The sequence below is a fragment of the Streptomyces sp. NPDC053665 genome (assembly GCF_055585285.1).
In genome coordinates this window covers 232473-256488 of record NZ_JBVJKK010000002.1, presented here as the reverse complement: position 1 = coordinate 256488, position 24016 = coordinate 232473, and the positions used below count along the sequence as shown (strand labels likewise).

Here is a 24016-nt window from a genome sequence, read left to right as displayed (position 1 = left end):
GCCCCGTCCCGGCCGCGGGCCCCGCGCCCGCGGCCGTCACCTGATCTTGATCGTGATCGTCGAGCCCTTGGGCGCGCGCTCGCCGCCCTCGACGGACTGGCCCTCGACGGTGTCGCCGAACAGGCCGAGCAGCCCGCGGTCCTCGTCGACCTGGAAGCCCGCCTCCTCCAGCTCGCGGGTGGCGTCGTCGACGCTGTCGCCCACCACGTCCGGGACCTCGACCATCTCGGGCCCCTTGGACACCGTCAGCGTCACCGTGTCGCCCTCGGCCGCCCGGCCGCCGGCCTTCGGGCTCTGCCCGGCGACCTCGCCCTTGTCGAACTCGGCGGAGGTGACCTGCTTCTCGGCGACCTTCACCTTCAGGCCGGCCTCCTCCAGGTCCGCCTCGGCGTCGGCGAGGTCCTCGCCGGTGACGTCCGGGACGTCGACGGGGCTGCCCTTGCTGACGACGAGCGCCACCGCCGTGCCCGCGCGCACCTTGGTGCCGTCCGCCGGCTCGGCGGAGACGACCGCGCCACGCGGCACGTCCTCGCTGAACTTCCGCGTCACCATGCCGGGCTCCAGCCCGTCGTCCTTCAGCGAGGACCGCGCCTCGGCCAGCTTCCGGCCCGCCAGGGCGGGCACCCGCACGGTCGCGGGGCCGTCGGAGACGGTGATGCCCACCGAGTCGTTCCCCCGGATGCGCGTCCCGGTCCGGGGGTCGCTGCTGATGATCCGGCCCCGCTCGACCGTGTCGCTGTGGGCGTGCTCGACCTTGCCCAGCTCCAGCCCCGCGTCCCGCAACCGGTCCTCGGCCTGGTCCTGGGTCTTCGCCAGCAGCGGCGGGACCTCGGTGAACTGGCCGGAGTTGATGTACCAGACGCCCGTGCCCACGCCCAGCACGAGCAGGAGGGCCACGACGACCGCCAGCGGGCCGCGCGGCACCGCCCGGCGCCGTGACGGCGGGGGCGGCGGCGGGGACGCCAGACGGCTGGTGCGGTTCAGCTCCGCCTCGGGCACCGCGCCGTCCCGGCCGGAGGAGCCCGGGCGCGGTGTCGTCAGCGCACGCGGGATCACGCTCGTGCGGTCGTCGGCGTTGTCGTGCTCCGACGCCAGCGCCTGCGGCGGCACCGCGTCCAGCTGGTCGCCGGTGAGCCGGGCGCGTCCGTCACGGACCTGCGCGAGCAGGGCCACCGCGTCGTACGGGCGGACCTCCGCGGAGCGGGCCGTCGCCGAGGCGACCAGCTCGTCCAGCTCGTACGCCAGGCCCGGCACGGCGGCCGAGGGCGGCGGGACGTCCTCGTGCAGGTGCTTGTAGAGGATCACGGCGGGGGAGTCCCCGTCGTGCGGCTTGTCCCCGGTGAGCATCTCGTAGAGCATCACGCCGCACGCGTAGACGTCGACGCGGGGGTCGGCGGTGCCGCTCTCTATCTGCTCGGGAGCGAGGTACGACACCGTGCCGAGGACCGTGCCGGTGGTGTTGGTCACCGTGTCGACGGCCCTGACCAGGCCGAAGTCGGCGACCTTCACCCGGCCGTCGTCCCCGATCAGCACGTTCTCCGGCTTCATGTCGCGGTGCACGAACCCGGCCCGGTGGGCGGCCCCCAGGGCGGCCAGCACCGGCTCCAGGATGTCCAGGGCGGCACGCGGCTGCAGCGCCCCGCGCTCGCGCAGCACGTCCCGCAGGGTGCAGCCGGCCACGTACTCCATCGCGAGGTAGACGTAGGCGCCGTCGGTGCCCTGGTCGAAGACCTGCACCACGTTCGGGTGGGCCAGCCGGGCCACCGACTTCGCCTCGCGGATGAACCGCTCGACGAACGAGCCGTCGACCGCGAGCGAGGGGTGCATCACCTTGAGCGCGAGGACCCGGTCGAGACGGGTGTCCACGGCCCGGTAGACCGTGGCCATCCCGCCGACCGCGATCCGCGCGTCGATGCGGTACCGGCCGTCGAGCACCTGCCCGACCAAGGGGTCCTGAAGGGTCGTGTCCACGCAGGCGAGTGTACGAGCCGTGACCGACAGCCCCCGCCCCCCGGCCGTCCCCGGGGCGGGACTGCAGCGGACCTGTGACGTGGTCCCGCAAGGACGGACGTGCCTACCGGAACGCCGGACGCTCCGGGTCCAGCGCCGCCACGCCCTCGGCCGGCGAGGACGCCCGGGCGAAGTGCCGCCGCGGGATCCGGCCCGCCCGATGGGCCAGCCGGCCCGCCTCCACGGCGTGCCGCATCGCGTCGGCCATCAGCACCGGCTCCTGCGCCCGCGTCACCGCCGAGGCCAGCATCACGCCCGCGCACCCCAGCTCCATCGCCAGGGCCGCGTCCGAGGCCGTCCCGGCGCCCGCGTCGAGGATCACCGGCACGCGCGCGTGCTCCACGATCAGCTCGAAGTTGTGCGGGTTGCGGATGCCCAGCCCCGACCCGATCGGCGAGCCGAGCGGCATGATCGCCGCGCAGCCCACGTCCTCCAGCTTCCGCGCGAGCACCGGGTCGTCGTTGGTGTACGGCAGCACCGTGAAGCCGTCGTCGACCAGCGTCTCGGCCGCGTCCAGCAGCTCGATCGGGTCCGGCAGCAGGGTGCGCTCGTCGGCGATGACCTCCAGCTTGATCAGGTCCGTGCCCAGGGCCTCGCGGGCGAGGCGGGCGGTGAGGACGGCCTCGCCGGCGGTGAAGCAGCCCGCCGTGTTGGGCAGCACCCGGATGCCGAGCCGGTCGAGGACGGACAGCACCGAGCCGTGCACGGAGGCGTCCACGCGGCGCATCGCCACGGTCGTCAGCTCCGTGCCGGAGGCGACCAGGGAGCGCTCCAGCACGTCCAGGCTGGGCGCCCCGCCGGTCCCCATGATCAGGCGGGAGGTGAAGGACGTGCCTGCGAGGACGAACGGATCGTCGGCCATGGTCAGCCTCCTTGGACGGCGGTGAGGACTTCCACGCGGTCCCCCTCGGACAGGGGCGTGGCGGGCCACTGCGCGCGCGGGACGACGGTTTCGTTGAGGGCGGCGGCCACGCCCGAGGACGAGGTCGTGAGGGACGCCACGACCGTGTCGAGGGCCGTGCCGGGCCGGACGCGGCGGGGCTCGCCGTTGACGGAGATGTTCACGCGGGCTGCTCCTGGAGTGCGGTGACGGCGCGGAAGCGCTCCGGGGTGAAGGGGCGGGCCTCGGCGGGCAGTTCGCCCGTGGCCAGGGCGTGCGCCAGCACGTCGCCGGTCACCGGTGTGAGCAGCACGCCGTTGCGGTGGTGCCCGGTGGCCAGCAGCAGCCCGTCCAGGGCCGTCGGGCCGAGCAGCGGGGCGTTGTCCGGAGATCCGGGGCGCAGCCCGGCACGGGTCTCGGTGAGCGGCAGTTCGGTGATGCCCGGCACCAGCTCGTGGGCGTCGCGCAGCAGCTCGTAGACGCCGCCCGCGGTGACGGTGGTGTCCCAGCCCAGCTCCTCGCTGGTCGCCCCGATCACCAGCTCGCCGCTCTCGCGCGGCACCAGGTAGACGTGGCTGCCGCGCACGACCGCGCGCACGGTGCGGCTCAGGAACGGCCCGTGCCGCGCCGGCATGGTCAGCCGCACCACCTGGCCCTTCACGGGCCGCACCGGGGGCAGCACCTCGTCCGGGACGCCCGCGAGCCGCCCGCTGAGGCTGCCCGCGGCCAGCACCACCTGCCCCGCGCTCAGCACGGTCCCGTCGTCGGTGACCACACCCACGGCCCGGTCCCGCGCCACGGTGAGCCGCTCGGCCCACGCCCGGTGCAGGACCACCCCGGCCCGCTCACAGGCGGTGACCAGCGCCGCGGCGAGGCGCCGGGGGTCGATCTGGTGGTCGCCGTCGACCCGCAGCCCGCCGCGCACCCCCGGCGCGAGCATCGGCTCCAGCCGGCGGCACTCCCGCCCCGACAGCCACTGCGAGTCCAGCCCCGACTGCTGCTGGAGGGCGTGCAGCTCCCGCAGGTGCGCGCGGTCGTCGGCGTCGAGGGCCACGGCCAGGGTGCCGCTGCGGCGGTAGCCGAGGTCGTGCCCGGTCAGCTCGGTCAGCTCGGCCGCGAACTCCGGGTAGCGGCGGGCCGAGGCGAGGTTCAGCCCCAGCAGGGTCTGCTCGCCGTAGTGCAGTTCCGTGACGGCGGCCAGCATCCCGGCGGCGACCTGGGCGGCCCCGCCGCCGGGCTCGGGATCCACCACGGCCGTGGCGAACCCGCGCTGCGCGGCCCGCCAGGCCGTGACCAGGCCGATGATCCCGCCCCCGACGACGAGGACGTCTGATGTGGTGGACGTGCGCGACATGGGCGTCCAGCCCCTCCCTTCGCCGGCATGACCCGGATCAGGTTCGTACGGTCGGAGGCCGCCAGCCTCCCTCTCAGCCCGGTGCGCCCGGGCTCCCGCGAGTGCTCTACGTTGGCCACCCTAGCCCGACCCCGCACACCGCAGTAAGGGAGCCTTCCCCCATGGCCCGATCCCTCGACGGTCTCGTCCTCGCCCCGGTCGCCGACCAGGCATCCGGTCAGGTGGGGACCCGCACCCGGTTCCGCTACCACGAGCGGGACGGCGAGATCTGGGCCGACTACGCGGGCGGGGACGTCGTACGCGGGCATCTGGTGGGTATCCGGGAAGGTGACAGGCTCGACTTCCGCTACGTCCAGCTCAGACGGGACGGCACCACCGCCTCGGGGCACTGCGTCTCGACGGTCGTGGAGCTGCCCGACGGCCGGGTGCGGCTGGAGGAGACCTGGGAGTGGGAGTCCGGGCCGGGCAGCGGCACCAGCGTTGTGGAGCAGCTCACGGCGCAGGAGCACTGACTGACGGAACGTCAGGTGTCTATGGTGATCAGGTGAGCGAGCAGACGCAGGAACCAGGCCCGTCCGCGCCGCGGCGCGTGGTCGTGGCGGGCGCGGGCATGGCCGGGGTGCAGACCGCGGTCGCCCTGCGCGAACAGGGCTTCGCCGGCACCGTGAGCCTCATCGGTGCCGAGCCCCACCAGCCCTACGACCGCCCGCCGTTGTCCAAGGCCGTCCTGCTCGGCAAGGCCGAGGGCTCCGCCTTCGACGTGGACTTCGAGGCCCTGGGCATCGAACTGCGCCTCGGCTGCGAGGTGCTGGGCCTGCGCCCCGGCGACCACGAGCTGGACACCGAGGCCGGGCCCGTGCCTTACGACGTCCTGGTGGTCGCGACCGGCGCCGAGCCGGTCCGGCTGCCCGGCGCGCAGGGCGTGCCCGGCGTGCACCTGCTGCGCACCCTGGACGACGCCGAGCGGCTGCGGCCGGTGCTGGCCGCCCGGCACGAGATCGTGGTCGTGGGCGCGGGCTGGATCGGCGCGGAGTTCGCCACGGCCGCGCGCGAGGCGGGCTGCTCGGTGACCGTCGTGGAGGCCGCCGGCCGTCCCCTCGCCGACGCCCTGCCCGCCGAGGTCGCCGCGCCGATGGCCCGCTGGTACGCCGACGCGGGCGCCGTCCTGCGCACCCACGCGCGCGTGGCGCGGGTCGAGCCCGGCGCGGTGGTCCTGGACGACGGCTCGCGGCTGCCCGCGGAGGCGGTCGTCGTCGGGATCGGCGCCCGCCCCGCCACGGCCTGGCTGGCCGGGTCCGGCGTCGAGCTCGGCGCGCACGGCGAGATCGTCGCCGACGCGCACCTGCGCACCCGCGTGCCCGACGTGTACGCCGTCGGCGACTGCGCCTCCTTCCCCTCCGGCCGCTACGGCGAGCGCCTGCTGGTGCACCACTGGGACAACGCCCTTCAGGGGCCGCGCACGGTCGCCGCGAACATCGTCGGCGGGGCCTCGGGCGAGCCGCCCGCGGTGTACGACCCGGTGCCCTACTTCTGGTCCGAGCAGTTCGGCCGGTTCGTGCAGTACGCCGGGCACCACGCGGCCGCCGACGCGCTGCTGTGGCGGGGCGACCCCTCCGGCCCGGCCTGGACGGCGTGCTGGCTGCGGGACGAGCGGCTGGTCGCGCTGCTGGCGGTGGGCCGTCCTCGGGACCTGGCCCAGGGCCGCCGCCTGATCGAGTCGGGCACGCCGATGAACCGGGTGCTGCTGGCGGACCCGGCCCGGCCGATGAAGGCGGCCACGGCCTGAGGGCCGGGCCCGGGCGGAGCGGGCCGGGGCGCCTGCGTGGGCGGGGTCGGAGCGCCCGGGTGGACGGGGCGGGGCGCCCGGGTGGACCGGGCCGGTTTCCGACTGTCGGTGGCGGATGGCAGGCTTGTCACCGTGACCGAGATTGACGCAAAGATCGATGCTCTCGTCCCCGCCTGGCTCACCCTCCCCGACATCGCCGAGCAGTTCGGCGTCGAGGTGACGCGTGTGCGGCAGCTGGTCAAGGAGGGCCAGCTCATCGCCGTACGCCGCGGTGAGAACCGCGCGCTGCACGTCCCCGCCGCCTTCATCGACGGGGACAAGGTCGTCAAGGGCCTCACCGGGACCCTGACGCTCCTGCGGGACGACGGCTTCACGGACGAAGAGATGCTGGAGTGGCTCTTCACCCCCGACCCCAGCCTGCCCGGCACCCCGGCGCAGGCGCTCAGCGAGAACCGCGGCACGGAGGTGAAGCGCCGCGCGCAGGCGCTCGCGGTCTGACCCCGATCCGACGGGCCGGCCGTCCGGCCCCGCGCGAGCGGGGCCGGATCCGGACAGCCGCCCGGTGCGGGGCCGTGACCCTCGGGGTCACGGCCCGGGACCGCGCCGTGCCCGCGCACGGGCCCCTCTGAGGCTTCGGGCCCTGTCCCCGCACGGGCCGGGGCGGGCGGACCCGGGCCGGCTCCGCGTAAGGTGCCCGGGTCGGTCCCGCACGGGACGCGCACGCCCGGCCGGGACCCCGGCGGGCGGGGCCGCCCCCTGGGACGGGACCGCACCGGCCTGCACAGGCCTCCCGCCCTCGCGCGCCGGGCAGGCGCGCGGGTCCGCCCGCACCACCGGCCGGGCGCCGCGCCCGCGCCCACCCACGGCGTACGGGCGGGAGCAGTCCGCGCCGACCACCGGACCCCGGCGCCCGCCCGCTGCGCGCAGGCAGGCAGGCGGGTGGGGTCCGCGCCACCGACAACCGAGGGGGACTCGCATGACCGGCACCGCCGCCACCACCGCCCGGGCCCGGCTCGCCGACGCCCGGCTCTACCTCTGCACCGACGCCCGCAAGCGCCAGGGCGACCTTCCCGCGTTCCTGGACGCCGTCCTCGCCGGGGGCGTCGACATCGTGCAGCTGCGCGACAAGGGCATGGAGGCGGGCGAGGAGCTGGCGCACCTGGAGGTGTTCGCCGAGGCCTGCGCCCGGCACGGCAAGCTGCTCGCGGTCAACGACCGGGCGGACGTCGCCCACGCCGCCGGCGCCGACGTCCTGCACCTCGGCCAGGGCGACCTCCCGGTCCCCGCGGCCCGGGCCGTCCTCGGCGACGACGTCCTGATCGGCCGCTCCACCCACGCCGAGTCCGAGGCTGCCGCGGCCGCCCGGCAGGAGGGTGTGGACTACTTCTGCACCGGCCCGTGCTGGCCGACCCCCACCAAGCCCGGCCGGCACGCCCCCGGCCTGGACCTGGTCCGGTACACGGCCGGCCTCGGCACCGACCGCCCCTGGTTCGCCATCGGCGGCATCGACCTCGGCAACCTCGACCAGGTCCTGGACGCGGGCGCCCGGCGGGTCGTCGTCGTACGGGCGATCACCGAGGCCGGCGACCCGGGTGCCGCGGCGGCCGAGTTCGCCGGGCGCCTGCGCGAGCGCTGAACCGGCTGCCCGCCGCACGCGTCCTTCGCCTGAGCCGTCCTTCTGTCCAAGGAGTGGACAGAAGGATGGACAACAAGTGGACAAAAGGTGCAAAATCCCGTGCCCGGTTGGGGGACCGCCCACCCCTGGCTAACCTGCCGGTATGGCCCTCGGCACCGCATCCATCAGGTCGGACCACGCTCGCACCGTGCGCGACATGCTCGCGACCGGCAAGACGACGTACTCGTTCGAGTTCTACGCGCCCAAGACCCCGAAGGGCGAGCGGAACCTGTGGAACGCGCTGCGCCGGGTCGAGGCCGTGGCACCCGACTTCGTCTCCGTGACCTACGGCGCGGGCGGCTCGACCCGCGCCGGGACGGTCAAGGCGACCGAGGCGATCGCCTCTGACACCACCCTCACGCCGATCGCCCACCTCACCGCGGTCGACCACTCGGTGGCCGACCTGCGCAACATCATCGGCCAGTACGCGGACGCCGGGATCCGCAACATGCTCGCCCTGCGCGGCGACCCGCCCGGCGACCCCATGGGCGACTGGGTGCCGCACCCCCGAGGACTGGCCTACGCCTCCGAACTCGTCGAACTGATCAAGGCCTCCGGTGACTTCTGCGTGGGCGTGGCCGCCTTCCCGGCGATGCACCCGCGCTCCGCGGACTGGGAGACCGACGTCCGCCACTTCGTCGACAAGTGCCGCGCGGGCGCCGACTACGCCATCACCCAGATGTTCTTCCAGCCGGAGGACTACCTCCGGCTGCGCGACCGGGTCGCGGCGGCCGGCTGCGAGACCCCGATCATCCCCGAGGTCATGCCGATCGCCAGTGTGCGGACGCTGGAGCGCATCGGCTCCCTGACCAACGCCGCGTTCCCGGACGCCCTGAAAGAGCGGATCCTCACAGCACAAGACGATCCGGCCGCTGTACGCTCCATTGGGATCGAATTCGCCACGGAGTTCTGTGCGCGGCTGCTCGCCGAAGGCGTGCCCGGGCTGCACTTCATCACGCTCAACAACTCCACGGCGACCCTGGAAATCTACGAGAACCTGGGCCTGCACCACCCATCGCAGGCCTAGACCGTTCGCACCGATATACGACACACTGCGTAACGGCCACTGGGAGAGGGGCGTACATGGGCTGGGCGGTCCTCTACATCGCGTTCGGCATCGTCGCGCTGTGGCTGCTGGGCGAGGTGCTCCTGCAGTACAAGGCGCGGCTGCGCTGGCGGCTGCTGGCCTTCGTCGGATTCCTCGGCGTCGTCGTCGGTGTCCTGATCCCGTCGGTCGTGGTGATCGGACTGGGCGCGGCCGCGTTCGCGGTCGGGCAGACCTACGTCACCCTGTCGTTCCGCAGCGGCTTCGCGGCCGGCTGGGCGGTCAACGCGCCGGTGCTCGGCGGCAGCAAGCGCCGCCGCGGTGAGCGCGGACGCCAGGAGCCGACCCTGGAGGTCTCCGGCCTTGAGGCCGAGGGCGGCTACGGCGACGAAGACGCCGGGCGCAGCCGGGACACCGACGCCTACGGCCAGGACGACGACCACGACGACGTGTTCACCCCGGTGCGCCAGGGCCGCGCGGCCGACGACGCGCACACCGCCGTCTACGAGCCGCAGCCCATGCCCGACGACACCGGCACCTACGGCGTCTACGGCGACACCGGCTACCCGGGCCCGCCGCAGGACCAGTACGCGGCCCAGGGCGCCGACCAGTCCTACTCCTACGACTACTCGGGCTACGGCCAGCAGCAGGGCTACGACAGCACCGGCCAGCAGCAGTACGCCGCCTACTCCGACCCGTACATCGGCTCGTCGAACTACGCCGGTGCCTCCTACGACACCGGCTACGGCGACCAGCAGTACTACGGCCAGCAGGGCTACGGGCAGGACGCGTACTCGGGCAGCTACACCGGGGAGACACCGCCCGGCGGGGTGTGGGTGCCGCAGCAGCGCAGCACCGACGAGTACGGCCAGGAACTCCCGCCGGAGCAGCCCTATCCCTACCAGGGAGGCGGGCAGCAGCCGCAGGGGAACGGCTTCGACGAGCAGTACCGTTTCTGAGCGCAGTACCGATTCCCAAGTCCGCTCGGTGGCGGGTCACTGCGAGCCGCGGAACCCCGGTCCCTCCACGATCAGACCGGCCACCAGCGCTCCCGACATGCCCGCGTGCGGCAGCCCGCCGCCGGGGTGCGCCCAGCCGCCGACGGCGAACAGGCCCGGCAGGCCGGTGGTGTTGGACGGGTGCAGCAGCCGCCCGCCGGCCGCCGCCAGCGCCGGGCCCGGCACCGCACCGCCCTCGGCGCCCGTCGCGGCCACGATGTCGGCCGGGGTGCGCAGTTCCTGCCAGAGCAGCCGCTCGCGCAGCCCGGGTACGGCGTGTCCGGCCGCGGTCAGCATCCGTGCGGCCAGGTCGTCCCAGGAGCGGTCGGGCCGCGCGGGGACGGTCGTGGTGACGGTGACCGCCTCGTGGCCCTCCGGGGCCGCCCGCTCGTCGCCCGGCCGCAGAACCGTCACCGTCGGCTGCCCGGCCGGCTCGGCCGGGCCGAACAGGGCGTCCAACTCGGCCTGGCGGTCCGGGGCGTGCACCACCGTGCGGTGAGCCGTGCCCTCGGGGCGGCCGCCGCGCAGGGCGAGCAGGAGCGTCAGCCGCGCGGCCGCCGCCGGCTGCGGGCGCACCCCGCTCCCGCCGCGCACCGCCCGGCCCGCCGCCAGCCGGTCCAGCGTGCCGGGGGAGACCCCGGCCACCACGTGATCGGCCTCCACGGCCGTTCCGTCGGACAGTTCGATCCCCGCGACCCGGCCGTCCTTCTCCAGCACACCGGTGACCTCGGCACCGAAGTGGAACGCGACCCTGCGGGCCAGGCACCGCTCGTGCACCGCCCGCGCCAGCTCCCGCATCCCGCCGCGCACGTACCAGGTGCCGAACGCGTGCTCCATGTACGGCAGAACGGCCGCGCTCGCGGGCGCGGTCCGCGGGTCCAGACCGTGCATGAGGGCGTGGCTCTCCAGCAGCGCGGCCAGCCTGGGGTCGCGCAGTTCCCAGGCACCGACCTCGGCGAGGGTGCCGGCCCTGCGGGTGCGCAGCAGGCGCTTGTGCGGCACCGCCGGGTAGGGCTCGCGCTCGGCCAGCACCTGCCAGTCGGGCCACAGCGGCTCCTCCAGGAGCGGCCGCCGGGTCCGGTCCCAGGCCTCGCGCGCCCGGACCAGGAAGTCGCCCCAGCGCTGCCCGGCGCCCGCGCCGAGACCTTCGTCCAGGGCGGCGACCACACCGGCGCGGGAGGCGTTCGGCAGGGACACCTCGGTGCCGTCCGCGAACACGTGCCGTGACGACGGGTCCACCTGGACCAGGTCGACGCACGCCTCCAGCGGCTCCTTGCCGGTCTTGACGAACAGGTCCCGGTAGACGGCGGGCAGCGGCAGCAGACCGGGGCCCGTGTCGAAGGAGAACCCGTCGCGTGTGAAGCGGCGCAGCGCTCCGCCGTAGGTGTCCGTCCGCTCGTACACCGCCACCCGGTGGCCCGCGACGGCCAGCCGGGCGGCGGCCGCCATCGCGCCCATCCCGGCGCCGATCACCGCAATCCGTGCCATGCCAGGGACTTTATCCGCCCTGCTCCGGGGACTTCTGCCGGCCACCTGCGCGGACGGGAGCGGACGCGATCGTGCCCACCCGGCCAGGGGGGTTCCGGGGGCAGGTGCGCAGGGGTGAGTACCGGTACTCAGAGGGGGAGTTGAGTACGGGCGCGGATGGGAAGCCCCCTGCCGGGACGGGAGAGTGGAGACACGGAGAGGGGCACGGCTCCGGCACCGGCGACACGGGGCGCCGGAACGGAGCCGGCCCGCGATCCGCTCCTTCCGCCGGCGGAGCCGGCGGGAGCGAGGCACGGGGGAGCACGACCGGAGGATCCGGGCAGTCCGGATCATCCGGGAGCACCGGGGGCGACCGCAAAGGGGGTCCCGCGGGGGACACACGGGGGAGTACGGGGGAGTACGGGGGAGCACGGGGGAGCACGGAAGGCGCCGGTCCGGACCGGCCCGCGGGGGACGCGGCCGATCCGGACCGGCGCCTTCGTGCGCTGCGGCGTCACGGGATCACGGGGTTCACGGCGCCACCGCGCCACGGGGTCACGGGGTCACGAGGTCATGCGCGCCATGCGCCACGGCGTCACGCGCGCCACGGCGTCACGAGTGCCACGGGCGTCACGGCGCCATGCGTGCCACGGCGCCATGCGCGCCACGGGCGTCACGGCGCCCTGCGTGCCACGGGCGCCATGCGCGCCACGGCGTCACGGCGTCACGGCGCCATGCGTGCCACGGCGCCGTGCGTGCCACGGCGCCATGCGTGCCACGGATGACGTGCGCGCCACGGATGCCACGCATGCCAGTCGGCGCCCCGCGCGCCCCGCGCGGCCGCGCCCCGGCTTCGCCGGTCAGCGGCAGCCGCTCACGCGTCCCTGGAGCAGGCGCGACAGGGCCGCGTGCACGTCGTCCAGGGAGCGCTCCGGCTGGAACGACTTCCAGTCGAGGGCCGCCACCAGGACCATGCCGACCAGCGCCGCCGCCGTCAGCTGCACGTCGATCTCGTCGCTGAACTCGCCGTTGCCCACGCCCTCGCGCAGCACGTCCTCCACCACCGCGACGGCCTGCTGCCGGACCACCATCAGGGTCGACTGCCACGCCCGGTTGGTGCGCCACAGCTCCGCCACGTACAGCTGCGTGAAGGCCGGGTAGCGGTCGATGAAGACCAGTCCCGCGCGGATCATCGCGTCCAGGGCGTCGACCTTGCTGCCGCCCCGGCCCGCTGTCTGCTCGGCCGCGTCCCGCAGGGAGGCGGTGAGGAGGCCCACGCCGTGCCGCAGCAGTTCCTCGAACAGGACGGACTTGCTCGCGAAGTTGTAGTACACCGTGCCCTTCGCGACCCCGGCACGCTCGGCGATCTCGTCCACGGTCGTGGCGGAGAACCCCTGCTCGGCGATGAGCGTGACGGCCGCCTCGTAGAGCTTCTGCCGGGTGGCCTCGCGGCGCGTGCTGCCGCCCGACGCGGCACTGCTGCTTTCCATGGCCCTGATTGTCACAGGAACCTTTCCGGGAGAAGTGACGGAGGCACTCACAGGCTCAGCTCCGGGTGCAGCCGGTCCAGCGTCCACACCTGGCGCCTGCGGGCCGCCACGGCGGTCAGCGCGAGCGCGCCGGCGGTGAACGCGGTCAGCACCACGCACGCCTGCCACACCGGCCCGAGTCCGCCTCCCGTGATGAGCCGCCGCAGCGCCTCGACGACGTAGCTCATCGGCAGGTACGGGTGCAGCGCGTTGAAGAAGCCGGGGCTGGTCTGCACCGGGTACGTGCCGCCCGCCGAGGTCAGCTGCAGCATCAGCAGCGCCAGGACGAGGATCCGGCCCGCCGCCCCGAAGCGGGCGTTCAGCCACTGCACGATCGCCGCGAAGCACGCCGTCACGAGGAACAGGAAGGCCACCGTCCCGGCTGCCCGGACCATCTCCAGGCCGACGGCCCAGTGCAGCACCGACATCAGGGCGACCGTCTGGAGCACGCCGATCGCCACCACCGGCAGCCAGCCCGCCAGCGCGATCCGCCAGGCCGGGGCACCGGCCGCGAGGGCACGCCGGTTCATCGGCGTGATCAGCATGTACGCCACCATCGCGCCCACCCACAGCGACAGCGGGATGAAGTACGGGGCGAAGCCGGTGCCGTAGTTCGGCGCCTTGTGCAGGTCGTGGGAGGCCATGCGCACGGGGTCGGCCATGACCTCGGTGCGGCGGTCGCGGTCCTGCTTGTCGTAGTCGGGGATCTTCTCCGCCCCGTCGTGCAGGCCCCCGGCGAGCTTCCCGGAGCCGCCGACGAGCTGGTAGATGCCGCCGTTGAGGTCGTCCGCACCGGTCTTCAGCTTGCCGACGCCCTTGTCCAGGTCGGCGGCGCCGGTCTTGGCCTTGCCGAGCCCCGTGTGCAGCTTCTTCGCCCCCGCGGCGACCTTGGCCGCTCCGTCGTTCAGCTTGTTGATCTTCTTGACGGCGTCGTCGAGGTCCTCGGAGAGGTGCGGTGCGCGGTCGGCGAGCGCCTGGGACTGCTTCTGCAGGGTGGCCAGGTGCTTGTCCAGTCGGTCCAGGTCGCCGTCCTGGTCCGCGATCAGCGTGTTGAGGTCGTCCGCGATGAGGGTGACGTCGGCGGCGGCGTCCTTGGCCTTCTTCAGGTCGGCGCAGGCCGCGTCGGACAGCACCGGGTCGTCGCAGCGCCGGGCGTACACGTCGTTCAGCGTGCCGGAGGCGGCGCGGGCGTCCTTGGCGGCGGTGGGGGCTCGCTCCACCAGGGTGTCCAGGTGCTTGCGCATCACGCCCGAGAAGTCGGCGACCAGCCGGGCAGTGTCGCCGATGGCCTTCTCGTTGCCCTTGAGGAACGGACCCACCTTGCCGGCCGTGCCGTTGACCCGGTCGGCGAGCTGCTGCGTGCCGTCGGCGACACCCCGGGTGCCGTCCTCCACGGCACCGGCCCCCTTGGTGAGCTTCGTCAGGGCCGTGGACAGCTCGCCGCTGCCGTCCTTGGCGTCCTGCAGGCCGTCGGCGAGGTCCTTGGACCCCTTCTCTGCCTTGCCGATGCCGCCCTTGAGCCGGTCGGCACCCTTCGCCGCCTTCACGGTCTCGCCGTGGATGCCGGAGAACGACACGAAGATCTTGTCCAGGAAGTTCCGCGAGGTCTTCGTGGAGGCGGCCTGGCGCACCTCGCTGAAGACCGTCCGGGAGATCTGCCCGACGATGTAGTTGTTGGCGTCGTTCGTGCGGACCTGGAGGGCCCCGGTCTCCGGGGACTTGCCCGAGCTGGAGGCGATGCGCTCGCTGAAGTCGGCCGGCATGGTGAGCGACAGGTAGTAGGTGCCGTCCTCGACGCCCCGGCGGGCCTCCTCGGCGCTCACCTCGCGCCAGTCGAAGGTCTTGCTGTCGTGCAGCCGCTCCGTGATGTCGTCGCCCGCCGTGACCTTCTTCCCGTCGGCCGTCGCCCCCTTGTCGTCGTTCACCAGGGCCACCGGGATCCGGTCCAGCCGGCCGTACGGGTCCCAGAACGACCACAGGTACAACGCCCCGTACAGCAGCGGCAGGACGAGCAGCGCGACCAGTGCGGCGCGCGGCAGCTTCCCCCGGCCGAAGCGGCGCAGCTCAAGCGCGGCGAGTTTCGGCGAACGCATCGCCCGTCCCCTTCCCCTGGTCGGTCCGGCCGGTCTCGTCGGCGTGGCCGTCGTCGGCGGTACCAGTCTTCTCCGTGGTGCCGGTCTTCTCCGCGGTCTCGGTCTTCTCTGCGGTCTCGGTGGTCTCGGCGGACGGGCCGTTCCCCGCGGCCCGCCGGCCGGCGTCGTCGCTGTCGCTGTCGCTGTCGCCGGCGTCGTGGTCGCCGTCGCCCTCTCCGTCACCGTCGTGGTCCCGGTGCGTGGAGAGGCGGACGGCTCCCTCCGGTGCCTCGCTGCACACCGCCACCACCGTGGTCCCCGCCTCGGTGAGGGACCTCAACAAGTCCCACACCTGCGCCCGTTCGGGTCCGGCGAGCTTCAAGTCCGCGTCGTCGACGCCCAGGAGGCGGGGCCGGGCGATCAGTGCGAGGGCCACGGACAGCCGCAGCGCCTCCAGGCGCTCCAGGTCGCGCACCGCCGTGCGGGGCCCCTTCGGCAGTGCCTCGACGTCGAGCCCGGCGGCGTCCAGTGCCTCGTCGACGCGACGCCGCGACTCCGCCGCCCGCTCGCTGCGCGGACGCAGCAGCCCGCGCAGCGAGCCGCCGAACCGCCGCTGGAGCAGCGCCCGTTCGCGCAGGTGCTCGCCGACGGTCAGGGCCGGGTCGAGGTCGGTGACCCCCGGGACGTGTGCCAGTGCGCTGAAGCGGCGTATCGCCGACAACTGCTTCGGCAGCCTGGCCCCGCCGACCTCCGCCGTGCCCTCCGCGACCTTCATCCGCCCCGTCAGCGCCAGCAGCAGGCATGTGCGGCCGGACCCCGACGGGCCCTGCACCGCGACGAGCGATCCCGGCCCGGCGTCGACGGACACCCCGCGGACCGCCCAGCCCCGAGGCCCTTTCACCCCGAGGCCGTCGGCGACGATCCGCACCCCTCCCGTCCGTTCCCCCACGAGACTCCCCAATATTTGAACTGACTGGTCAGTGCAAAAACTACTCCGAACCTACGAGCGAGGCAAAACCGCAGGTCGGATCGGATTGTCAGTGCCATACCGCACGATGGGGGCATACGGCACTGACGTGCCGTCACACAGACGACAGGAGGTTCGTCATGGCCACCTACAACGCAGCAGCCGCCCGCCGGCGCCGCGCCACCGGCCCTGCCCCCTCACTGACCGGCCCGGCGAGCGATGTCCACCCCGTGCTGCGCAGGGCCTCGGCCCCGCCCGCCGCCCTCGACCTGCTCGCCCAGGCGCGCGCGGGTCTCGAAGAGGCCACCGTCCTGGAAACCCCCAACGAGCGCTACGCGACGGCCCATCTGGCCGCGCTGCGCACCGCCGCCGCCGTGCTCGCCGCCCGGGGCCGGCCCGAGACGTCTCCCCGGGCCCGGGCCAAGATCCGAAGCGCCTGGGAGGTGCTCCCGGAGATCGCGCCCGAACTGGCCGAGTGGAGCGCCCTCTTCGCCGCCGGCGCCCGGCGCCGCGCCCGTGCCGAGGCGGGCATCCAGGGCGCGGCCGGCGAGCGGGACGCCGACGACCTGATACGGGACGTGTCGATGTTCCTCCGCCTCGTGGAGCGCATGCTGGTCCTCCAGCCGGTGCTTCCGCAGCCCCGCGCGGACCAGGACCGCCCGGAGGGCCCGGACCGGGAGCGGGACATGCCGGACGCGGGCTGACGGACCCCGAGCCTCCGGGCAGGTCCGGGTGCTCGCCGCGCGGCCGTCCACGGACCGGGGCAGCGGGTCGTCCCACCCGAGGCAATAGGGTGGGGGACGCCTGAGGTCTTCCCCGCCCGCTCGTACGGCGCCGGGGGAGGCACCCCGTTCGCGCCGCCGTGCAAGAGGCGGTGCCGCGCCGAGGAGTCAACTGCCGTGCCGGACCCGATGCGCCCCCGCGCCTCACTCCGTACCGCCGTGGTCTGGGAGGTCCTCCAGGACGCCCTGGACCGCCGGGTCAAGGCCACGGGCCGGGAGTCGCTCGACGTCCTCGACACCGGGGGCGGCAGCGGCAACTTCGCGGTGCCCGCGGCCCGCCTCGGCCACCGGGTCACGGTCGTCGACCCCAGCCCCAACGCGCTGTTCGCCCTGGAGCGCCGCGCCGCCGAGGCGGACGTCGCCGACCGGGTCAAGGGCGTGCAGGGCGACGCCCACGGCCTCTTCGACGTCGCCGAGCGCGGTGGCTACGACGCGGTGCTGTGCCACGGCGTCCTGGAGTACGTCGACGACCCGGCCGAGGGCATCCGCAACGCCGTGGCCGCGCTGCGCTCCGGCGGCGTCCTGAGCCTGCTCGCCGCCGGTCTCGGCGGTGCCGTGCTCGCCCGGGCCCTCGCCGGGCACTTCAAGGAGGCCCGGCAGGCCCTCGACGACCCGAACGGACGATGGGGCTCGGGTGACCCCGTGCCGCGCCGGTTCACCGCCGAGCAGCTCACGGACCTGGTCGAGGGCGCGGGCCTGCGGGTCGCCTCCGTGCACGGCGTGCGGGTCTTCGCCGACCTGGTGCCGGGCGTCCTGGTGGACACCGAGCCCGGAGCGCTGGAGGCCCTGCTGAAGCTGGAGGAGGCCGCCGCCGGCCTCCCCGAGTTCCGGTCCGTCGCCACGCAGCTCCACGTCCTGGCGGAGTCGGCCGGGGCCGAAGAGCCCGCCGGGGGCGCGGGGACGGGCGATGCCGGTGGGGCCACCGGGACCGCCGGGAGCTGAGCAGCCTCCTGGGGCACCGCCGCTGATCAGCGGCGCTGCTGCGCATGGAGTACGCCACAGGCCCCCCGAATGGGGGCTTCGCGCCGTATGATCGAGGGAGACCGTTCCGGCATGACGGGTCGGCCGCCGGGGAATGGAAGCCTCAGCGAGCCGGATGTCCATGGCGGGTGCCGGTTGGCAATTGGCGCAGAGGGGCGGGTTTCACGGGGGCGATTCCCTGCCTATCCTGAAGGGACCCCCCGGGTCGCCCCGGCGACTGCACGATGAGGAGGACTCCGTGCCGCTCTCGGAGCACGAGCAGCGCATGCTCGAGCAGATGGAGCGAGCGCTGTACGCCGAAGATCCCAAGTTCGCGTCGGCGCTCGAGGGAAGCGGGCTGCGTACGTACACCCGGCGGCGGGTCTACCAGGCGGTCGCGGGCTTCCTCGTAGGTATTGCGCTCCTCATGGCCGGAATGGTCGCCAAGCAGGTGTGGCTCAGTGTCGTGGGCTTCCTCGTCATGCTGGGCTGTGCCGTGCTGGCGGTGACCGGATGGCGCAAGGCGCCCAAGCCGGGCGAACAGCAGGCCGCCGGTGCCGCCGGAGGGCCGCAGGCCCGCCGTCAGGGCCGTTCGCGGCGCTCCATGATGGACCGCATCGAGCAGCGCTGGCAGAAGCGCCGTGACGAGCAGGGCGGCCACTAGCCCCTCGACCGGCCCCTTCCGCGCCACGTGATCCCATGCGTCAGGGGGTGACCACCGACCCGGTGGTCACCCCCTGACGCATGTGCGCGCACCGGCAAAAGCGCGCCGGAACCCGGGCGCCGGAAGGCCGGGGCCGACCCGCGGCCCCGGCTGGATGCCCGCGCGGTGCCTCAGCCCTGCTGGCCCGACGCCTTCCGCCAGGTCGGCCGCAGCGCCAGGGCCCGTGCCCGCACGCCCGACCACCAGGCCGATGCCGCCCACACCACGCGGACCGTGGAGCGGGGGGCCACACGGGCGCGCAGCCTCGTGGAGCGGCCGGCCGCCGCGCCGAGGCCCGCCGCCGCGAGCCGGACGTCCTCCGTCAGCCCCGCCACCGGCCGGGGCCGCGGCGCGTAGAGGGCCTGCTCCACGGCGTCCTCCAGCCGGTGCACCGAGGCCGCCGCGGTGGCGTCGAGCCGGCCGAGCCGGACGATCCGGGCGGCCGCCTTGCGCGGGGTCCAGGACTCCTCCGGCACGATGCCGAAGTCCCACGCCGTGTCGGTCAGCTCCTGCCACAGGGCCAGCGTGTGCGGCACGGCGTCCGCCTCACCCCGCCCGTGGGCCCCGAGCCGGGCCGCCCGGGTCCGCATGCGCCACAGCATCGGCGCCAGTGGCAGGGCCAGGACCGCCAGACCGGCCAGCGTCCAGAGCGCGAGCGCGTACCACTTCGGGCCGTCGTCGCCGACGGGGAGCGCCGCCTGCGGCGACTCGCTCGCACAGCCGCCGTCCAGCTTCTTCTGCTCCGGCGTGCACTCCTCGCTGCGCGAAGGCGCCGCGGACGGTGCCGCGGACGCCGACTCCGACGGCCGCGCGGACTCCGGCACCGAGCTGTCCGGGGTGTCGGGCAGGGTGTACGACGGCATCGAGCCCCGGTTCGGCGTGGGCTCGAACCGGGTCCAGCCCACCCCCTCGAAGTACAGCTCGGGCCAGGCGTGCGCGTCCCGCAGCCCCACCGACACCGAACCGTCCGCCTGCGGGGAACCCGGCGCGAAGCCCACCGCGACCCGGGCCGGTATGCCCAGCGAGCGGGCCATCGCCGCCATGGCGAACGAGAAGTGCACGCAGAAGCCCTGCTTGTCGCGCAGGAAGCGGGCGATGGCCTGCGAGCCGCTGCCGACCTGCACCTGCGTGTCGTACTCGAAGCCGCCGGTCACGGCGAACCAGTCCTGCAGCTTGACGGCCTGGGCGTACGGGTCGGCCGCGCCCGCGGTGACCTTGCGGGCGGTGCGCGGCACCGACGACGGCAGGGATTCGGGCAGCTCGGTGAAGTCGCGCAGGACGTCCGCGGGCGGCGGACCGGCCGACGCCAGCTGCTTGGCCGTCGGCTGCACGTCGAGGCTCTCCACCTGGTAGGTCAGTCCGCGGGTGTTCTGCCCGTGGTCGCCGACCAGGGTCATGCCCTGCGGTTCGTAGCGCCAGTTGCCGCCGATCCGCACGCTGCTCGGCGGGTACGGCATCGGCAGCCAGTCCTGGGCGTACCAGTCCGCCGCCGAGATCGTGGTGGCGACCTCGGTGCGCTTCACGTCGGGGCTGAGGCCGGTCGGCGTGGGGAACGTGCCGTCCGGGACGGCCGTGATGGACCGGCGGGACGGCTTCCAGGTGGTGCCGTCGAAGTCGTCCAGCGACACGATCCGCAAGTACAGGTCGGTGACGTCCGGCATCTTCGTCCGCACGGACAGCACCTGCCGGTCCTCGTCCGCGTTCAGGTTGTCGCGCAGCGACACCAGGGGGTTCACGGCGGAGATCGTGCCCCCGCCGCCCGCACCGCCGCCCGCGCCCGTCCCCACCGAGTCCAGCAGGCCGCCGTTCATCGCCGGCAGGCCCAGCGGCACCACCAGGGCGATGCCCAGCGCGACCACGCCGATGCGCCGGCCCGTGCGGACCGGGGCGACGGTGCCCGTCTCCTCGGCTCCGGCGGTGCGCGTGGGCCCGCCGAAGACCCGGCCCCACTGGGAGAGCCGGTCCCGGCCCTCGGCGAGCAGCAGCATGAGGTAGCCGGCGGCCGCCAGCACGAACCACAGCCAGTCCGTGCCGCCGTCGGAGAGCCCCGCCGCGACCGAGTACAGCGCGAGCAGCGGAAGCCCGGCCGGGGCGGCGCTGCGGAAGGTCACCGCCAGGGTGTCCACCAGCAGGCCGATGATCAGCACTCCGCCGATGAGCATCAGCCGGATGCCGTCGGAGTCCAGCGGCGCCGGGATCGCGTAGCGCGCGATGTCGTCGCCGCCCTGCTGGAGCAGGACCGCGAAACGGTCCAGGGCCTGCGGGCCGGGGATCAGCCCGGCCAGGGCCTGCTCACGCGCGAACAGGAAGGTCAGCAGCACGACCGTGACGACGGCCTGGGCCGCCACCGTCAGCGGCCGGGGCAGCGGCACTCTGCGGGCCGCCGTGCCGACGGCCGCCTGCACGGCGAGCAGGAACGCCGCCTGCACGATCCATGTGGCCGGCTGGACCAGGGGCAGCAGCGCGCACGCGGCCAGCATCGTGGCCGCCCAGGCCCCCAGGGTCAGTCGTATCCGCCCGCTCATCGCGGTCCCTCCCCGCCGCTCGCGGCGGCCACGCCCCGGCGTTCCCGGTCCGCCTGCCGCCACAACCCGTCGAGGGAGGCGCCCCGCGGCACGCCCAGGGCCGTCCAGCCCGCCTCGCGCAGCATGCGCAGCCGCTTCCCGCTCATGTCCGACGGGCCGGGCACGTCACTCGGTTCCCGCACCCAGGTGCGGCTGTCCAGGACGAAGGCGACCGCCCCGGGGCTGCGCTGGCGCATCCGGCCCAGCACCGCGGCCTGCTCCTCGTCGAGGTCGCCGAGGAAGGCCACCAGCAGCCCCTCGTTGCCGCCGCGCAGCACGTCGTAGGCGCGGGACAGGCCCGCCCCGTCGGAGTGGTCGATCACCGCGAGGGTGTCCATCATCAGCCCGGCCGCGTCCGCGGACTCCTGGCTGACGCCGGCGAAGCCGTCACCGCCCTCGCCGGGCACCGTGCTGCCGGTGTCCGTCAGCAGCCGGACCGAGTAGCCCCGCTCCAGCATGTGCACCAGCACGGACGCGGCGCCCGTGACCGCCCACTCGAAGGCCGAGTCCGGTCCGGCGCCCCGGTAGGCGATGCCCCGGGTGTCGAGCAGCACCGTGCACCGGGCGCGCTGGGGCTGCTCCTCGCGGCGGACCATCAGCTCGCCGTAGCGGGCGGTGGAGCGCCAGTGCACCCGGCGCAGGTCGTCGCCGTAGCGGTAGCCGCGCGGGATCACGTCGTCCTCGCCGGCCAGGGCGAGGGAGCGCTGCCGTCCGTCGCCGTACCCCTGGGCCTCGCCGGCGAGCCGGACCGGTGTCAGGGGCTCCACCCGCGGGATGACCGTCAGCGTGTCGTACGACGAGAAGGAGCGGGTCAGCTCACACATGCCGAACGGGTCGGTCAGGCGCAGCTGGAGCGGGCCCAGCGGGTAGCGGCCGCGCAGGTCGGAGCGGACGCGGTAGGACACCTCGCGCCGGCCGCCGGCCTCCACCCGGTCGAGCACGAAACGGGGCCGGGGCCCGAGCACGTAGGGCACCCGGTCCTGGAGCATCAGCAGGCCGGTGGGCAGCCGCGAGACGTTGTCCATCCGCAGGTGCACCCGCGCCTCGCTGCCGGCCGGCACGCGTGCGGGGGAGAGGCGGCGGCTGCCCGCGACCCGGTAGCGGGTGCGGTAGAGCACCGCCGCGCACACCAGCGGCAGCACCGCCAGGAGCAGGCCCACCCGCAGCAGGTCCCCCTGCCCGAGCACGTAACTGCACACGGCGGCCGCGACTCCGGCGGCCAGGAACGAGCGTCCGCGGGTGGTCAGACCGGCCAGGGCGGTGCGGATGCCGCCCTTCTCACCCCGGTCGGCCACCGCCTGCCCCGTCCCCGCGGTGCTCATCACAGCCTCCGGGGCGGGTGCGAGGGGTAGGCCGGTGCGGCCCGGCCCACTGCGCCGTAGCCGCTCTGCTGCGACGCGGACGGGACCGGGGTGCCCTGCAGGATCTCCTCGACGACCTGCTCGGCGGTGCGGCGGTTGAGCTGGGCCTGGGCGGTGGGCAGCAGTCGGTGGGCCAGGACGGCTACGGCGAGGGCCTGCACGTCGTCCGGCAGGGCGTACTCACGGCCGCTCAGGGCCGCGGACGCCTTCGCCGCGCGCAGCAGGTGGAGCGTGGCGCGCGGGGAGGCGCCCAGTCTCAGGTCCGGGTGCGTGCGCGTGGCACCGACCAGTTCGACCGCGTAGCGCCGGACCGGCTCCGCGACGTGCACCCCGCGCACCGCCTCGATCAGCTTGAGGATCTCGTGCGCGTGCGCCACGGGCTGGAGGTCCTCCAGCGGGGAGACGCCGCCGTGCACGTCCAGCATCTGCAGTTCGGCCTCCGCGCTCGGGTAGCCGACCGAGACGCGGGCCATGAAGCGGTCGCGCTGGGCCTCCGGCAGCGGGTAGGTGCCCTCCATCTCGACCGGGTTCTGCGTCGCCACCACCATGAAGGGGCTGGGCAGCTCGTAGGTCTTGCCGTCGATGGTGACCTGGCGCTCCTCCATGGACTCCAGGAGCGCGGACTGGGTCTTGGGCGAGGCGCGGTTGATCTCGTCGCCGATCACCACCTGCGCGAAGATCGCGCCCGGCTTGAACTCGAAGTCGCGTCGCTGCTGGTCCCAGATGGACACGCCGGTGATGTCCGACGGCAGCAGGTCCGGCGTGAACTGGATGCGCCGCACCGAGCAGTCGATGGACCGCGCCAGCGCCTTGGCCAGCATGGTCTTGCCGACCCCCGGGACGTCCTCGATCAGCAGGTGTCCCTCGGCCAGCAGCACGGTCAGCGAGAGCCGTACGACCTCGGGCTTGCCCTCGATCACGCCTTCCACCGACTCCCGCACGCGCTCCACCACGGCGGTCAGATCAGTGAGGCTCGCTCGATCGTCATAGGTCGTCACCCGGCCCTCCTCGGCCTTTCCCGCTCTCCCAGGGAGCACGGGTTACCCCAATTTCCCGGGCCGGCGCCGCATGGACGCGGGCCGGCCCACCCCGAACCACGGGCATCACGCGCGCACAGCCCCGCGCGACGCCACTCCCGCATTCTTGCTGCCGTTACCGATTCGTGTCACTCGACTGTGGACAACTGGCCGCGATATGTCGGCCTTGAGGCCATTCGAACACGTGACTGACAGGATTTCGACAGCGGGCCGTTTCCGTGGTCCTGCGGTGGGCGGCCCACGTCACCGGGCCGCGGGTCCCGGTCAGGAGGCCGGGTCGACCTCGCGCAGCAGGCCGGTCCTCACGTCGAACACGAAACCGCGCACGTCGTCGGTGTGCGGCACGAACGGCGAGGTGCGCACGCGCTGCATCGACTGCCGCACGTCCTGGTCGACGTCCCGGAAGGACTCCACCGCCCACGCCGGACGCTGGCCGACCTCGGCCTCCAGCTCGTTGCGGAAGTCCTCGGTGAGGCTCTCCAGGCCGCAGCCGGTGTGGTGGATGAGGACCACGCTGCGCGTGCCCAGCTTGCGCTGGCTGATGGTGAGGGAACGGATCACGTCGTCGGTGACGACGCCGCCCGCGTTGCGGATGGTGTGGCAGTCGCCCAGCTGCAGGCCGAGGGCCTTGTGCAGGTCGAGGCGGGCGTCCATGCAGGCCACGACGGCGACGTTCAGGACGGGGCGTGCGTCCATTCCCGGGTCGGTGAAGGAGGCGGCGTAGCGGGCGTTCGCCTCGACGAGACGGTCCGTGACCGTGCCGCCACCGTTCGCGGCGTTCTCCGAACCCGTGGGAATCGATGCAGAAGTCGTCATAGTCATGACG

Annotated in this window: 21 protein-coding genes and 1 riboswitch; of the genes, 9 read left to right on the top strand and 12 right to left on the bottom strand. The window is 74.3% G+C overall.

Annotated elements, in window-relative coordinates; all coding sequences use genetic code 11:
- Nucleotides 1-36: 36 nt before the first annotated feature.
- The 4 genes from pknB to thiO all read right to left on the bottom strand — a co-directional run bounded on the left by pknB (nt 37) and on the right by thiO (nt 4244).
- Nucleotides 37-1971, bottom strand: a complete 1935-nt coding sequence (gene pknB / locus ACZ6ZN_RS08695) for a Stk1 family PASTA domain-containing Ser/Thr kinase (protein WP_469644393.1) — start codon at nt 1969-1971, stop codon at nt 37-39.
- 103 nt (nt 1972-2074) lie between these two features.
- Nucleotides 2075-2872 carry a thiazole synthase gene (locus tag ACZ6ZN_RS08690; RefSeq protein WP_451878504.1) on the bottom strand — a complete coding sequence of 266 codons (798 nt, stop codon included), beginning with the start codon at nt 2870-2872 and terminating at the stop codon, nt 2075-2077.
- A gap of 2 nt (nt 2873-2874) precedes the next feature.
- Complete coding sequence (gene thiS, locus ACZ6ZN_RS08685; protein WP_398111159.1) at nt 2875-3075, bottom strand: sulfur carrier protein ThiS; 201 nt, start codon at nt 3073-3075, stop codon at nt 2875-2877.
- Nucleotides 3072-4244: a glycine oxidase ThiO gene (gene thiO, locus ACZ6ZN_RS08680; protein ID WP_469644390.1), complete on the bottom strand. Its 1173-nt coding sequence runs from the start codon at nt 4242-4244 to the stop codon at nt 3072-3074. The genes thiS and thiO overlap by 4 nt, the downstream gene beginning before the upstream one ends.
- Nucleotides 4242-4353, bottom strand: a riboswitch (TPP riboswitch). (Overlaps the previous gene by 3 nt.)
- Nucleotides 4354-4405: 52 nt before the next feature.
- Between thiO and ACZ6ZN_RS08675 the strand changes: the two genes are divergently transcribed.
- The 6 genes from ACZ6ZN_RS08675 (at nt 4406) to ACZ6ZN_RS08650 (ending at nt 9709) form a co-directional block, all read left to right on the top strand.
- Complete coding sequence (locus ACZ6ZN_RS08675) at nt 4406-4756, top strand: avidin-fold protein (RefSeq protein WP_469644387.1); 351 nt, start codon at nt 4406-4408, stop codon at nt 4754-4756.
- Between the two features lie 32 nt (nt 4757-4788).
- The gene (locus ACZ6ZN_RS08670) at nt 4789-6030 is read left to right on the top strand and encodes an NAD(P)/FAD-dependent oxidoreductase (protein ID WP_469644386.1); all 1242 of its coding nucleotides are present in this window, start codon (nt 4789-4791) and stop codon (nt 6028-6030) included.
- Between the two features lie 132 nt (nt 6031-6162).
- A complete protein-coding gene (locus tag ACZ6ZN_RS08665; RefSeq protein WP_369196198.1) occupies nt 6163-6528 on the top strand; it encodes an Rv2175c family DNA-binding protein in 366 nt (121 codons plus the stop codon).
- Nucleotides 6529-7006: 478 nt separating this feature from the next.
- Nucleotides 7007-7666, top strand: a complete 660-nt coding sequence (gene thiE / locus ACZ6ZN_RS08660; RefSeq protein ID WP_469644384.1) for a thiamine phosphate synthase — start codon at nt 7007-7009, stop codon at nt 7664-7666.
- A 142-nt stretch (nt 7667-7808) separates the two neighbouring features.
- Nucleotides 7809-8732, top strand: coding sequence for a methylenetetrahydrofolate reductase [NAD(P)H] (gene metF, locus ACZ6ZN_RS08655; RefSeq protein ID WP_398111153.1), 924 nt, complete (start codon nt 7809-7811; stop codon nt 8730-8732).
- Nucleotides 8733-8788: 56 nt separating this feature from the next.
- Nucleotides 8789-9709, top strand: coding sequence for an SCO2102 family sporulation regulator (locus ACZ6ZN_RS08650; protein ID WP_398111152.1), 921 nt, complete (start codon nt 8789-8791; stop codon nt 9707-9709).
- A gap of 36 nt (nt 9710-9745) precedes the next feature.
- On the opposite strand, the gene ACZ6ZN_RS08645 is transcribed toward ACZ6ZN_RS08650, so the two are convergent.
- From ACZ6ZN_RS08645 to ACZ6ZN_RS08630, 4 genes are all read right to left on the bottom strand, one after another.
- On the bottom strand, nt 9746-11236 hold the full coding sequence (locus ACZ6ZN_RS08645; RefSeq protein WP_469644382.1) for a phytoene desaturase family protein: 1491 nt from the start codon (nt 11234-11236) through the stop codon (nt 9746-9748).
- 839 nt (nt 11237-12075) lie between these two features.
- On the bottom strand, nt 12076-12705 hold the full coding sequence (locus ACZ6ZN_RS08640; protein ID WP_398112056.1) for a TetR/AcrR family transcriptional regulator: 630 nt from the start codon (nt 12703-12705) through the stop codon (nt 12076-12078).
- Nucleotides 12706-12752: 47 nt separating this feature from the next.
- Nucleotides 12753-14837, bottom strand: coding sequence for a YhgE/Pip family protein (locus tag ACZ6ZN_RS08635; protein ID WP_469644379.1), 2085 nt, complete (start codon nt 14835-14837; stop codon nt 12753-12755).
- The gene (locus tag ACZ6ZN_RS08630; protein ID WP_469644377.1) at nt 14809-15765 is read right to left on the bottom strand and encodes an ATP-binding cassette domain-containing protein; all 957 of its coding nucleotides are present in this window, start codon (nt 15763-15765) and stop codon (nt 14809-14811) included. The genes ACZ6ZN_RS08635 and ACZ6ZN_RS08630 overlap by 29 nt, the downstream gene beginning before the upstream one ends.
- Before the next feature lie 158 nt (nt 15766-15923).
- On the opposite strand from ACZ6ZN_RS08630, the gene ACZ6ZN_RS08625 reads away from it, so the two are divergent.
- The 3 genes from ACZ6ZN_RS08625 to ACZ6ZN_RS08615 all read left to right on the top strand — a co-directional run bounded on the left by ACZ6ZN_RS08625 (nt 15924) and on the right by ACZ6ZN_RS08615 (nt 18189).
- Nucleotides 15924-16487 (top strand): SAV_6107 family HEPN domain-containing protein, encoded by a 564-nt coding sequence (locus tag ACZ6ZN_RS08625; RefSeq protein ID WP_398112053.1) that lies wholly within the window; start codon nt 15924-15926, stop codon nt 16485-16487.
- A 195-nt stretch (nt 16488-16682) separates the two neighbouring features.
- Nucleotides 16683-17507 (top strand): methyltransferase, encoded by an 825-nt coding sequence (locus ACZ6ZN_RS08620; RefSeq protein WP_451878493.1) that lies wholly within the window; start codon nt 16683-16685, stop codon nt 17505-17507.
- Nucleotides 17508-17784: 277 nt separating this feature from the next.
- Nucleotides 17785-18189, top strand: coding sequence for a DUF3040 domain-containing protein (locus tag ACZ6ZN_RS08615; protein WP_376323727.1), 405 nt, complete (start codon nt 17785-17787; stop codon nt 18187-18189).
- Nucleotides 18190-18359: 170 nt separating this feature from the next.
- On the opposite strand, the gene ACZ6ZN_RS08610 is transcribed toward ACZ6ZN_RS08615, so the two are convergent.
- From ACZ6ZN_RS08610 to ACZ6ZN_RS08595, 4 genes are all read right to left on the bottom strand, one after another.
- The gene (locus ACZ6ZN_RS08610) at nt 18360-20753 is read right to left on the bottom strand and encodes a transglutaminase TgpA family protein (RefSeq protein WP_469644372.1); all 2394 of its coding nucleotides are present in this window, start codon (nt 20751-20753) and stop codon (nt 18360-18362) included.
- Nucleotides 20750-22114, bottom strand: coding sequence for a DUF58 domain-containing protein (locus tag ACZ6ZN_RS08605; RefSeq protein ID WP_469644370.1), 1365 nt, complete (start codon nt 22112-22114; stop codon nt 20750-20752). The genes ACZ6ZN_RS08610 and ACZ6ZN_RS08605 overlap by 4 nt, the downstream gene beginning before the upstream one ends.
- Nucleotides 22114-23151, bottom strand: a complete 1038-nt coding sequence (locus tag ACZ6ZN_RS08600) for an AAA family ATPase (protein WP_451878490.1) — start codon at nt 23149-23151, stop codon at nt 22114-22116. Before ACZ6ZN_RS08600 ends, ACZ6ZN_RS08605 begins: the two co-directional genes overlap by 1 nt.
- A gap of 303 nt (nt 23152-23454) precedes the next feature.
- On the bottom strand, nt 23455-24006 hold the full coding sequence (locus tag ACZ6ZN_RS08595; protein ID WP_451878489.1) for a beta-class carbonic anhydrase: 552 nt from the start codon (nt 24004-24006) through the stop codon (nt 23455-23457).
- Nucleotides 24007-24016: the final 10 nt, after the last annotated feature.

Coding starts and splice junctions, on each gene's coding strand:
- ACZ6ZN_RS08605 (WP_469644370.1), bottom strand. CDS start 22,114: ATGAGCACCGCGGGGACGGGGCAGGCGGTGGCCGACCGGGGTGAGAAG.
- metF (WP_398111153.1), top strand. CDS start 7,809: ATGGCCCTCGGCACCGCATCCATCAGGTCGGACCACGCTCGCACCGTG.
- ACZ6ZN_RS08595 (WP_451878489.1), bottom strand. CDS start 24,006: ATGACGACTTCTGCATCGATTCCCACGGGTTCGGAGAACGCCGCGAAC.
- ACZ6ZN_RS08645 (WP_469644382.1), bottom strand. CDS start 11,236: ATGGCACGGATTGCGGTGATCGGCGCCGGGATGGGCGCGATGGCGGCC.
- thiO (WP_469644390.1), bottom strand. CDS start 4,244: ATGTCGCGCACGTCCACCACATCAGACGTCCTCGTCGTCGGGGGCGGG.
- ACZ6ZN_RS08610 (WP_469644372.1), bottom strand. CDS start 20,753: ATGAGCGGGCGGATACGACTGACCCTGGGGGCCTGGGCGGCCACGATG.
- ACZ6ZN_RS08635 (WP_469644379.1), bottom strand. CDS start 14,837: ATGCGTTCGCCGAAACTCGCCGCGCTTGAGCTGCGCCGCTTCGGCCGG.
- ACZ6ZN_RS08675 (WP_469644387.1), top strand. CDS start 4,406: ATGGCCCGATCCCTCGACGGTCTCGTCCTCGCCCCGGTCGCCGACCAG.
- ACZ6ZN_RS08690 (WP_451878504.1), bottom strand. CDS start 2,872: ATGGCCGACGATCCGTTCGTCCTCGCAGGCACGTCCTTCACCTCCCGC.
- ACZ6ZN_RS08640 (WP_398112056.1), bottom strand. CDS start 12,705: ATGGAAAGCAGCAGTGCCGCGTCGGGCGGCAGCACGCGCCGCGAGGCC.
- ACZ6ZN_RS08625 (WP_398112053.1), top strand. CDS start 15,924: ATGGCCACCTACAACGCAGCAGCCGCCCGCCGGCGCCGCGCCACCGGC.
- thiE (WP_469644384.1), top strand. CDS start 7,007: ATGACCGGCACCGCCGCCACCACCGCCCGGGCCCGGCTCGCCGACGCC.
- ACZ6ZN_RS08650 (WP_398111152.1), top strand. CDS start 8,789: ATGGGCTGGGCGGTCCTCTACATCGCGTTCGGCATCGTCGCGCTGTGG.